Genomic DNA, 12,859 nt, shown 5'->3' on the forward strand with positions numbered 1-12,859 from the left:
TTATTATAAATTTAATACCATTCTTATTTTACCAATTTAAACATTTACATAAACTGAACCATCTTTCCTATCTCTTAGGAAATACTTACATCATTTTAGTTTTTCTTCCAAGGCTATAATACGTTTATAATTATCAATCATTTCATTTGCAATAATTTTAAAATTTTCAGCACTCATTAATTGATCTTCAGCATGAACTAATAATAATGAGCATACTACACTTTCTCCTACTGCTTCTTTTTCAATTAATTCAGCATGACCTTTATGACCCTTTGAAAAGTATTCTTGTCCATCTTTAATACATTCCTCAGCCATATCAAACTTTCCATCCTTTGCTTTCGAAATTGCTTCAATATAAGAAGACCTCGCCATTCCTACATTTGAAATAATTTTAAAACAAGCTAACTCAATTTCATTCATAATATTTCTCCCTTCTACTCTTTCGTTGATATTACTTTTGTTTTAGCAATACGATCATGAAACATAGCATTATCCTTATTAAATAAAGCATATATAATTGATATAATTGTAATTACAGTAAAAATATATATTAAAATCTTTTCAGTATTTGTATTTATTAATAGTCCTAATAAACTATAAAGATATCCTGAAATCGGATAAGTTGCACCCTCTAACAATATAACTCCAATTCCTTCTCTAATAAACATTGTCCTAAAATCTGGATTGCTTCCATCTTGATTTACCACCTTAAGCCCTAAGGCTCTTTTACCAATAGTTTTTCCTGGGTGTTTATAAACTGGTGAATAAATTAAATAGTAAAAACTAATAAGTAAGCATATTGTAAATACCATTAATGCATAGGGGAACTCAAACATATCTAGTGTTATTTTGTTCTCAATTTTTTTCGTAATAATAGAATAAATATATTTTATAGGTATTGCATATAGTAAAACTAAAATTATATGATCTATTAAATAAGCAAATAATCTTTTTGATGGAGAAACTCTAAATTTATTATTGATTTCTAATCTTTTATTTACTCTTGTAGATTTAACTTCTTTATTCATAATTACCCCATTATTCTTTCTAAAAATTCTTCATAATCCTTAACCTCTAGTAACTCAGAGAATGTTAATTCATCGCTAATGGTACTAGCTAACCATTCTAAAAACATAAATAATAATGATTTATCTTCTTCATTAATTGCAAGTAACATAACAAGTTTTACCTCATATCCACCCCATTTTACTGGAACCTTTAAGAGTGCTACTGAAATTGTTGATAAATAACTCTGCGATCTTAAATCATGTGGTGTTGCAAATCCATAGGAAAAAGATGTTGGAGACATTTCTTCTCTTTTCAAGACAGATTCTTTAAAATCTTTAGGAACAATTTTATGTTCTTCTAATTTACTGCACATTTTATTAATAATATCTTTTTCATCTTTTCCATCAAAATTTGTATAGAAAAATTCTTTTTTTATAATATTAGATATTTTAGAGTTAAATTCAATTTGAAATTTCTTTTTATCTAGTTTCTTTATAGCTTGATATATATTCATTTCATCTTCGCTACTTATAAACATGGATATTTGTATTGTCATTATATCCAAAGAGTGTTGAAGTGAAGATAAAGTTAAAATTAAATCTGGTTGATAAGATATTACTTCACCTTCTTCAAAATAGTTTAATGTTTTTACAATGTCTAAACGTTCACCAAAATTATCATCTATCTTTTGTTGACATAAAGATGAGAATGATTGGTTATGTGGTGATATAATTATTACCTTATATTTGCTATTTTTATTCATTCTTTCATTAGCTGCACCTAAATGTAAGGCAATAAAACCAGCTTCATTTTCATTAACACTAAAACCTAAGCTATCTTCAATCATATGACATGCATATATCCCCATTTCAAAAACTAATGGATACTTACGTTTAATGTCTTGTAAAAATACATTATCAATAGAAATTGCATTTTTGGCTCTAGAAACCATTCCTTGAATATGCATTTTTAAACCAACTATCAAATCTATATCATCTATAAAATCAGTTCCAAAAAATTCTCTTATTTCCTCTAATAAATTTATAACTAATTGTTCTATATCTAATTTTTTATTATCTACATTCAATAAATTTGTTGAATAATTCAAACTATTTTTTCCCATTAATAATAATGTCATTAGTTGAATTTCATCTTCTACAAGTTTAATATTTATTTTATCTGATACCCTTTTAAAAAATTCCTTAGAAATTTTATACTCTCTTGATTCATAAAACTCTTTGTCTTTTCTATCTGTTTTTATAAAATTATATTTCATTATTCTCTCAATGCTTATGCCTATATGTATTACAAGCATTGGAAACATAATATCTTTTACAGAAAATTTATACTCATCAAAGACCTCTAAAAGTATGTCTTTAACTAATAACAAATCAAAATTCTTATAAAGAGAAGCAATTCTGTTAATATTTAAAAAATTTCCTTTTGTTTCAGCTGCTAATAGGTCCCTATACAGCGCCCTTTTACTTCTTTCATCACCATGTAAATAAATATAATTTTTTGAACGAATAAGCCTTAATTTTGGATAGGGTTCTAACATTTTTCGGATACGTTTTAAGTCATTTTCAATTGAATACCCACTTACATAAATTTGAGATTGCAATATTGTTAAGTTGATTTCATTTTTTTCAAATAATAATTGACGAATCATAAAAACGCACCGTTCACTTGGTGTTTGAGGGATTGAATACTTTACTTCAATATTTAAACGGTTCAATAAGCTTTCATCTATATGGTATCCTTGCCTTTGATTTGATTTGATTAAACTACTTTGATAATATTTGTTTATATTATCAATATCAGAACGAATTGTTCTATCTGATACATTTAATAATTTAGATAACTCTTTTCCTGTAATCCACTCCTTTTGCTCACCTAATATTCTTACAATATTTGTTTGCCTATTATTCATCATTGTTCCCCCCATCTAATACTTATTATAAACCAGGAAAATAAATATAAAAGCAAAGAAATTTCCTATCTATTAGGAAATCTCTTTGCTTTTGTATTAAATATTTTAATTTAGTTAGGAAAATTTCCTAACTAAATTAAAATATATTTTCATAATTACATAATAGCACTTTATTTTCAGCCAAAAGATTCTTTAGCTTCTCTGATGTAAGAATACTAAGTTCCTCTAACCTTTTTATATTATAAGAGCTACTTTCCATTAAAAAGCTATCTGCATAAGCTGGGTGAGTCATAACATCTACTATATCATATTGTTTTTCTATAATCTTTTTAAATGTTTCTACAGAAGTATTTTCACCATAGAATATCCCTTCAAAAGGTACTACTTTATCATGATTTAATTTATAATTTAAACCACCTCTTATTGGTAAGTTATATTTACTTATAATTTTTTCAATAACTGGTTTTAAAAACTCTAAAGTATGAACATGATGATGAGAGTCTAAGTGGGTAATCTTCACTCCAGCATTTGTTACTTTTTCAATTTGTGCACAAAATTCATTATAAACCTCATCTAAATCTATTTTATTTAAATCCTTACATTCTAATAGATTTTTATAAAATTCTCCCTTTTCATTTACTATTGTTTTATGTGTTTTTAATATTGGTTTATATGCACTTAAAGTAAGATGAACTCCACAACCTAGTCCTGGATTTTCCCTAATAAGTTCTAGTGCATGATTAAATCCAGGCATTCCTGCCATTAAAGTAGCACTTGTTGCAATTCCATTTTTATAAGCTTCAATTATTCCATAATTCACAGCTTTACTATATCCAAAGTCATCACAATTTACAATTAATCTCATAATATTCCCCCCATTTATTTCAATAATAGTAATTTAGTAATTAACTTTATTATATTATAACTGAACTATTAAGTCTTCTATTAATGGTTAATTTAACTACTATATTAATACTTATTATAAATTAGAAAAATAATTATAGAAATAAAGAAATTTCCTAACATATAGGAAATTTCTTTATTTTTCTAGCTAAATATATTCCTTAACATGATACCATCATTACTACCCTTGTTAACCGTGACTTTTTCTCCACCAAGTTCTAAATATTTTTCATATTATTTATATTTTATTCATATTTACAAATAATTTAACTTAATATAGAATTTTAGTATTAAAATAAAAAAGATCTTGAAAACTTATTATTTTCAAGATCTCTTTGGTACGGCGGAGAGGATTCGAACCCCCGACCAACTGGTTCGTAGCCAGCTACTCTATCCAACTGAGCTACCACCGCATATTGTTTTTTAACAATATTTATATTATCATACCTATTTAAATAAATCAAGCAACTAATTGTTGTATATATCCGAAAACTCTATTTCTAACATTTGTATTTTTCCACTATTATCTCTCATACAAAAATCTCTTTCCAAACTATCTTGTTCATCTCCAATTTCTATAGGTAATGTTATTATGAATTCGCTACCATTTCCTAATTGACTTTTTAATTCTATTTCTCCATTCATAGATCTTACTAAATAATTTACTAAATCTAATCCTATTCCACTGCCATAACCGTCTTTTTTGTCCTTCTTAGAGACTTGATAAAATCTATTAAATATTTTCTCTTGATATTCTTGTGATATTCCTGGCCCCTCATCCTTTATAGAAATCCTTATTTTATCTTCTATAACAAGCATATTTATATACACATTTGTGTTACTATATGAAAATTTAATAGCATTTGATATTAAATTCATTATAATTCTATCTATAGCTTCTGGGTCAACTGACATTATACATTCCTCTTCATTAGTATCAAATATAAGTTGAATATCCTTTTGCTTTGCATACTTATCTATACAACTTATAGTTCCCTCAACCATAGATATAATATCTATATTCCTTTTATTTAAAACATAATAATTATTTTCTAACTTTGTTGTATCTATTAAATTATTTATTAGCTTTAACATCTTTAAGCTATTTCTTTTTACCATATTCATATATTCTAATACTTTTTTATCATTAATACATAGACTTCCATAATCTATACATTGCATTATACTTAATATTACATTTAAATGCCCTCTAAGGTCATGAGAAATATTAAGCAAAAAATTTTCCTGCCTACCACTTTTTCCATTTAATTGTGCTATGATACTTATTAATTCTTCTTTTGTAAAATTAAAGTCCCCTTCTAATATAATTTCACTTATGTCTCGTTTATTATCTAATAATCCATTTCCCATAAATTCGTTATTAGCCACCATAATAACTCCCTTCATAACAGCTCTAGATTCTTTCCCTTAAAGACCATATAATAAGTTTACCATATACATTTTTTTCCAACAACATTTTTTTACTTTTTATAGTAAAGTATCTTTTCTTATATAATAACTATTTTAAATAATAATTATAAAATATGTTTATATCGTTCCCTCTCTTCTAATTCTATTCATCCAAAGTATTAAATAAACTCCAGCTATTAAAATACTTAAAGAACCTAATGGATAAAATATTCTAATTATTATTGGTAAAGTCATCGAATATATACATAGCTTAAGTACATCTATGTACTTTAAATTTATATTATTAATTTTACTTAATAATAATCCTACCAGTGATAGTATTAATGAATTAAATATATAACTTACATATGTCCCTATAATACTTGCTATAAAAATTATATATTTAAATATCCACATATAATCTAATGATTTTATTAAGCTTTCATTATTTATATTATCTACTAATAACGACATATCACTATATTTATATTCTGCTTTCTGCCCGCCCGTATTAGTATAAATTCCATCTTTCAAAATAACCATTGCCATATCTTTGTGTACAATAATATTTCTTATTGTATCTACATCTTCTAATCCTATATTAGTATCAACTAGAATCATAAACTTTCCTGATTCACTTTTTATAGGAGAGTTTTTAAAATCTAATATACCATCATGTAATTCAAATTCATATTTTTCATTTTCCATTGTCGTTTTAACTAATTTTTGAAATTTACTTATATTAGAAAAGTTAATACATCCTAGTATAGATCCAGCAATTAAACTCAATATTATCGAGTATATTATTGCATGAGAAAATCTCAATATTATCAAGTCATTATATTTTTTAATATTGTATAAACTAATTTTAAATTTATTTATAAAATTTATATTATTTTCTTTCATAATTGCCTCCAATTATTAGTAATTTAACACTTAATAACTATTTTATCATATTTAGTTATTTTTATAAATAGGCGTTATTTTTTATTGAAATTAAATTTTTAAGATTAATTTTTATAATTTTTGTTAATGATTATAGTATATCTTATAAGGAGGTTACTAAATGTATAGTGCTAAATCCAAACCCCAAAATAAAATTTCTATTTTTATGATTCTTTCAATTATCACTTTATTTATTTTATTAGGATTTGGAACCAATATTTACTTAAATTCTAAATATGAAGAAATAACTAATAGTTTTTATAATTCATTTAATAATTGTGAATTTTTAGAAGCCAAATCTAAATTAAATAATAATAAAATTTTACTAATAAAGAAAAATCAATTAAACTCTGATTTAAATGATTACTTTACAGATATTGTAGATAAATTATGTACTTCTTTATCTAAAAATGAAATTAGTACTAATCAAGCATTAACTGTTTTATCTGAAATTAAAGACTATAATATCCTTAGTTCATCATTAGATAAGCTAATTTTAGCTCTCGATGGTAATGAACCTGAAGCCATAAATTCAAATAATAATGTAGATACTACTATCTCTTCAAATGATGCTTCTAATAATATAAATAAAGATAATTATTTAAACTTAGGTATTTCAGCTTTTAATTCAAAGGACTATCCGGCAGCTATGAAGTACTTTAGTCTTATTCCTAAGTCATTAGAAAATGATTATCAAATTGCCCAAGAATACATATCTGATTGCAAAGCAATTTATAGAGATTACTTAATTGAAAATGCTGATGAATTGACCGCTAATAAATATTATACAAAAGCTATTAACCTTTTATCAGAATACGATTCAAGCCTATTAAGTAAAAGTCAGATAACAGAAATAGAAAATAAAATTAAATCCATTAAACAATTTAGAGAAGAATATCAAGGAGATGATTCAGAATATACTTCTAATGCAATTCTTCAATCTATAACACTTAATAATGTAAATACTTTATCCATTAGTAGTAAAACTAATTATTTTGTTTACTTAAATTTAGAAGAGCAAAAAACTTATGTTTATAAAGGATCAACTAATAATTGGGATTTAGTTAAAGAATTTTCTTGTTCTACAGGCCTTCCTGGTAAAGAAACTCCTAAAGGAATATTTGCAGTTACTAATAGGGGTGAATGGTTCTTCTCAGATGAGTTTGGTCAAGGGGGTAAGTATTGGGTTCAATTTATGGGTGATTACTTATTTCACTCTCTTCCTTTTGATGAAACCCAATCAGTTATTTTAGATGATACCCTTGGTACTCCATCTTCTCATGGATGTATAAGATTAAATGTGGAAGATGCTAAATGGTTGTACGATAATGTTGCAAATGATACTAAGATAATAATTAATTAATCTATCTAAACATTTTAAAATAAGTCATATAAAAAGAGAGCTATTCTCACTTTATATGACTTTTATTATTTACAATATTATTATAAATTATATAATTAATTTATAATAATATTATTGATTTTAAAGGCAGGATAACAATGAATATATATATTCCAAATGAAGTTAAATTTATTATAGATACTTTTTATAATAATGGTTTTGAAGCATTCATGGTTGGTGGCTGTGTTAGAGATTCTATTTTAAATAGTTCGCCCAAAGACTATGATATTACTACATCTGCAAAGCCAGAGGATACACTATCTATTTTTGAAAAAACTATTCCTACAGGTATAAACCATGGTACAGTTACTGTGCTTATTAATAATAATTCATATGAAGTTACAACTTATAGAACTGATGGAAATTATTTAGATAATAGACGTCCATCATGCGTCAATTTTGTTACTGATATAAAAGAAGACTTATCTAGAAGAGATTTTACTATAAACGCACTAGCTTATAATAAATCATTTGGGCTTATAGATTATTTTAATGGAATTAATGACATTAGTAAAAAACTTATACGTTGTGTTGGTGATGCAGATAAAAGATTTAAAGAAGATGCCTTAAGAATGCTTCGTGCAATTAGATTTAGTTGTCAATTAAATTTTAAAATTGAAGAAGCAACTTTAAATGCTATTATTAAAAATTCTAAATTAATTAATAATATAAGTAGAGAAAGAATTAGAGATGAGCTTTGTAAGATACTAACTTCTAATAATGCATCTGAAGGTATAAATACGCTTCAAAAAAGCGGGCTTTTAGCTGAAATACTACCTGAAATAAATTCATTAGTTAATTTTAGCCCTCTAAGCATAAATCATAATAGAAATATTTTTGATCATACTCTTAATGTAATTAGCAAAACAAATAATAATCTTATTTTAAGACTTTCAGCTCTTTTACATGATGTAGGAAAATTAAATACCTTAACTCTTCAAGATGATGGTATCTATAGATTTCCAAATCATAATGTTGAAGGCGCTAAAATTTCTAAGGAAATACTAAGAAATTTAAGATTTGATAATTATACTATAAATTCAGTTTCTAAACTTATAGAACACCATCTTGTATTAAAAGTAAATTATATACCAACAAGATATGAAATAAAAAAATTGCTGCTTGAAGTAGGTGAAGATATTATATATCTTTTATTTGATCTTCAAAGTGCTGATATACGTTCCTTAGATAATCCTAAGCCCTTTTTGAAAAAAGTTGATTATATAAAAGATACTGTTTCAGATATACTTAAAAAAAGAGAGCCACTATATATAAGCGATTTAGATATAAATGGTGAAATCTTATTAAAGGAACTTAATTTATATTCAGGAAAAATAGTTGGCGAAATTTTAAAATACCTATTAGAGAAAGTTTTAGAAAATCCATCACTAAATAAAAAAGAAACTCTAATCTTACTATCTAATAATTTCATTAATAAATAAAATTCCCTATAATATAGATAATTAAAATCTATATTATAGGGTTTCACTTTATAATTTTTTAAACATCTATTTTTACTTCCTTATTTAATCCAAATAAATATAAGTAACTTTCCTTCACTTCTTTTCCTGTTATCTTTTCCACAGCATCTTTATAGTACTTAATTTGTATTCTATACTTATCTAAAATTTCACTTTCTTTACCATACTCAACATAATCAGTCTTATAATCCAATAAAACAATTTTATCATCTTCTTCAAATATACAGTCTATTATACCTTGTAGCCTAACTTTCTCATTTCCATATACATCCTTCGATAAAGTATTATCTATATTTAAACTACTAATTTCAGTATAAAAAGGAAGCTCTCTTTTAACTAACTTGCCTTCATTAAATACTTTTAACATTCTTTTTCCTAAATTACTCTTAAAAAAGCTTATAAAACTAATTCTTTGTATAGCTTTTATTTCTTCTTCAGTAAGTAAATTTTTATCTTTCATAGAATATATTTGAGTATCTATTTCTTCTTTTGTATTAACTTTATTTAAATCTAATTTTTGCATTATAAAGTGTGCTATTGTACCTCTTTCCGATGCTGATAAGCCTCTTTTCTCTTGTAAAAACTTTGGTTTTAAAAATTCTTTATCACTAAAAATATTTACTGTAATGATATCATCATCTTCATTGTTATAAAGAGACCTTTTTAAATCAGATACAGAAACATTACTTGGTAATTTTCCTGATAACTCATATTTATATTTGTAGTTTAATCTTCTTTCAATTTCCTTATCTATATAATCTACATCTGAATTGATAAATAAATCTATTTCTTCATTTTCATCCACAGCTACTTCATTTTTTTCCACAGATAATAAATTTTTAGTCCACATCTTAGTCTTCCATGTTGAAAAGTCATTTATTATTGAACAACTATTTGCTCCAATATATTTTCTGAGCTCTTCTCCGTCTCTATGCTTACATATAGCCATTCCAATCCAATCTAAATAACTCTTTCCTTTTAATACTTCTGATGCTGGAACGATATCCTCATCTAAAGCAGCTGATGAAACCCATCTTGATATTGATTTTTCTAAGTTTTTAGTTGCTCCTGTAATAATTAATTTTTCCTTAGCTCTTGTAAATGCAACATATAGTATTCTCATTTCTTCTGAAAGAGTCTCAAGTAATATTTTCTTCTTTATTGCTTCCTTAGCTAAGGTACTATATGAATTTCTTCTTTCTAAATCAACATAATCTGGTCCAAATCCAAGATCATCATGATATAGAATAGATTTATTTAAATCCATTAAGTTAAATTGCTTACCGAAACCACAAGTAAATACTACTGGAAACTCTAACCCCTTACTTTTATGAATACTCATTATTCTAACAACATCTTCATTTTCACCAAGTATTTTTGCACTTCCCATATCCCCTGATGAATTTCTAAGCTTATTTATAAAGTTAATAAAATTAAATAATCCCTTAAAGCTAGTTTGCTCAAATTGCTTCGCCCTTTGGAATAATATTTTTAAATTTGCTTGTCTTAGCTTACCATTTGGCATAGCACCAACGTAACCATAATAAGCCGTATCCATATAAAGATACCAAATAAACTCATCTATCGGAGTATATATAGACTTATTTCTCCACTTTCCTAAGTTATTTATAAAGACTTTGCATTTATTTTTAAGTTCTTCATTTACTTCATATATATTATCAGAGACACCTTTTATTATTTCATAGAAATATTTTTCTTTATCTAATAATCTAATATCTCCAAGTTCTTCTGCGCTGAAGCTTACTAAAGGAGACCTTAATACAGAAATCATAGGAACATCTTGCATTGGATTGTCTATAACTTTTAGTAATGACATCATTGTTCTTATTTCTATAGTTTCAAAATATCCTGTTCCTGTATCTGCATAAACAGGTATTCCTTCTGATCCAATTTCCTCTAAGAATATTTCCGACCAATTTCTAGTTGCTCTAAGTAATATAACTATATCTTTATATTTTAATGGCCTATATTCTCCGGTTTCTTTATCTAAAACCTTAAATAGCTTCCCTGTATTAGGCTCTGGATTTAATAATTCCCTTATCCTTCTAGCAACTATCCTTGCCTCTAGTCCTATTGAATCAATATCTTCTTCCTCTTCTACTAAATTATCCCCCTCATATTCTTCTTCTATCTCATTGGTATATTCCCCTGACTTATCAAGAATATGAAGTTCTATTGGCCCTGCAATAATTGTATTATCGTCATTATTTTCTTTGTAACTAGCTCCAAGATTAAGAGCTTCATCATCATTATATTCAAGTTCACCTACAGTCTTAGACATTACTTCTTTAAATATATAATTTACTCCACTAATTACTTCTTCTCTACTTCTAAAATTCTTATATAATTGTATTTTTCTATTTACTTCACTATCTTCTAGTGAATATTTATTATATTTATCTAAAAACAACTCAGGTTTTGCCTGCCTAAATCTATATATGCTTTGCTTGACATCTCCCACCATAAAAACATTTGGATTCTCTAATGTTTTTCTAGAAACTAAATCTATTATTGCTTCCTGAACATTATTAGAATCTTGATATTCATCAACTAGTACTTCATCAAAGTATTCTCTAAATCCATTTGCAACACTAGATGGATTTATATTGTTGTCTTCATCGCTTTTTATTAATATCTTTAAGCATAAATGCTCTAAATCATTAAAATCTAGAATATTTCTTTCTCTCTTCTTTTCCTTAAATCTATTTATAAACTCTAAGGTTAACCTACTTATCATTTTCATATAAGGATATGAATTTTTTATTCCATTTAAAGCATCTTCTATTGTCATTGAAAAACTATCTTCAATTAGTTTTGATGTCTTCTTTTTGATGCTATCCCTTATACTTTTAACTCTTTCTAAATTTTCTTCATCAGAAACCTTATCTTTTTTCACAGATTTTAATCTAGAAAAACTTATACTATTAATAGATGTATAAAGTTCTCTTATTCCTAAGTTTAATGATTCTTCAACCTTCTTAAACATATCTAAGTCATCTAAGAAAGTTGCTTCATATGGTTCTAAACCTTCAGTGTCTCTTATTATATCTATAGCCTTTTCTAATATTTTAATATATCCAGTTACTTCTATACTTATAGTTTCCTTTAATATACCTATCCATATAGTTTTATTTAATTCTTCTATAGTTTCTATATTAAATCGTTCTGCATTGTTAACTAACCACTTTTCTGGCCAAGGTCCACTCATTGAAAATCTATATAAATCAAGTATTATATCTTTTAATCTTTGATCATCTCTTGACCCACTATATGCTTCTATTAGATTTCTAAACTCTATATTTTCGCTTTCATAATAATCTTCAAACATATCATTTATAACTTCTAACTTTAATAATGTATTTTCTGTTTCATCAGCGATTCTAAATGTAGGATCTAAATCTATAACATGATAATAGTTTTTTATGACATCCAAGCAAAATGAATGCATTGTTGTTATATTCGCTCTACTTAGGAGAGTTAATTGTCTTTGAAGCACTTTTGAATTTGGATTCACTTCTAATGCCTTTGATATTGCAGCTGCTATTCTTTCTCTCATTTCTGCTGCTGCTGCAGATGTGAATGTAACAACTAACAATCTATCTATATCAACTGGATTGTTTTCATTAGTTATTATTCTTATAATTCTTTCTACTAAAACTGCTGTCTTTCCTGAACCAGCTGCTGCAGCTACAAGTAAGTTACATCCCCTAGTAGTTATTGCCTTAAGCTGATCTTCAGTCCATTTTGTATCACTCATAA

General features: G+C 25.9%; 9 protein-coding genes and 1 tRNA gene. 2 read left to right on the top strand and 8 right to left on the bottom strand.

All coding sequences use genetic code 11. From position 1 onward, the window contains the following. Positions 1 to 90 precede the first annotated feature (90 nt). The 7 genes from ABDZ60_RS01660 to ABDZ60_RS01690 all read right to left on the bottom strand — a co-directional run bounded on the left by ABDZ60_RS01660 (position 91) and on the right by ABDZ60_RS01690 (position 6,157). Positions 91 to 420 carry a PTS sugar transporter subunit IIA gene (locus ABDZ60_RS01660; protein ID WP_016207001.1) on the bottom strand — a complete coding sequence of 110 codons (330 nt, stop codon included), beginning with the start codon at positions 418 to 420 and terminating at the stop codon, positions 91 to 93. Between the two features lie 14 nt (positions 421 to 434). After that, complete coding sequence (locus ABDZ60_RS01665; protein WP_047000752.1) at positions 435 to 1,028, bottom strand: RDD family protein; 594 nt, start codon at positions 1,026 to 1,028, stop codon at positions 435 to 437. Positions 1,029 to 1,030: 2 nt separating this feature from the next. Then, on the bottom strand, positions 1,031 to 2,938 hold the full coding sequence (locus ABDZ60_RS01670) for a BglG family transcription antiterminator (RefSeq protein ID WP_343775342.1): 1,908 nt from the start codon (positions 2,936 to 2,938) through the stop codon (positions 1,031 to 1,033). A gap of 136 nt (positions 2,939 to 3,074) precedes the next feature. Beyond that, positions 3,075 to 3,803, bottom strand: a complete 729-nt coding sequence (chbG, locus tag ABDZ60_RS01675) for a chitin disaccharide deacetylase (protein ID WP_016207004.1) — start codon at positions 3,801 to 3,803, stop codon at positions 3,075 to 3,077. Positions 3,804 to 4,177: 374 nt separating this feature from the next. After that, positions 4,178 to 4,254, bottom strand: a tRNA-Arg gene (locus tag ABDZ60_RS01680). Positions 4,255 to 4,309: 55 nt separating this feature from the next. Continuing rightward, positions 4,310 to 5,233 (bottom strand): ATP-binding protein, encoded by a 924-nt coding sequence (locus ABDZ60_RS01685; protein ID WP_083935677.1) that lies wholly within the window; start codon positions 5,231 to 5,233, stop codon positions 4,310 to 4,312. Positions 5,234 to 5,389: 156 nt separating this feature from the next. Further along, the gene (locus tag ABDZ60_RS01690; RefSeq protein ID WP_047000749.1) at positions 5,390 to 6,157 is read right to left on the bottom strand and encodes a DUF1189 family protein; all 768 of its coding nucleotides are present in this window, start codon (positions 6,155 to 6,157) and stop codon (positions 5,390 to 5,392) included. 160 nt (positions 6,158 to 6,317) lie between these two features. On the opposite strand from ABDZ60_RS01690, the gene ABDZ60_RS01695 reads away from it, so the two are divergent. Both ABDZ60_RS01695 and ABDZ60_RS01700 read left to right on the top strand, forming a co-directional pair. After that, the gene (locus ABDZ60_RS01695; protein ID WP_016207007.1) at positions 6,318 to 7,559 is read left to right on the top strand and encodes a L,D-transpeptidase; all 1,242 of its coding nucleotides are present in this window, start codon (positions 6,318 to 6,320) and stop codon (positions 7,557 to 7,559) included. A gap of 137 nt (positions 7,560 to 7,696) precedes the next feature. Beyond that, positions 7,697 to 9,040, top strand: coding sequence for a CCA tRNA nucleotidyltransferase (locus ABDZ60_RS01700; RefSeq protein WP_343775351.1), 1,344 nt, complete (start codon positions 7,697 to 7,699; stop codon positions 9,038 to 9,040). 58 nt (positions 9,041 to 9,098) lie between these two features. On the opposite strand, the gene addA is transcribed toward ABDZ60_RS01700, so the two are convergent. Beyond that, complete coding sequence (gene addA, locus ABDZ60_RS01705) at positions 9,099 to 12,857, bottom strand: helicase-exonuclease AddAB subunit AddA (RefSeq protein ID WP_343775354.1); 3,759 nt, start codon at positions 12,855 to 12,857, stop codon at positions 9,099 to 9,101. Positions 12,858 to 12,859: the final 2 nt, after the last annotated feature.

Origin of the sequence: Clostridium sartagoforme (assembly GCF_039521405.1) — a bacterium.
In the GTDB taxonomy this organism is placed as follows: Bacteria; Bacillota; Clostridia; order Clostridiales; family Clostridiaceae; genus Clostridium; species Clostridium sartagoforme.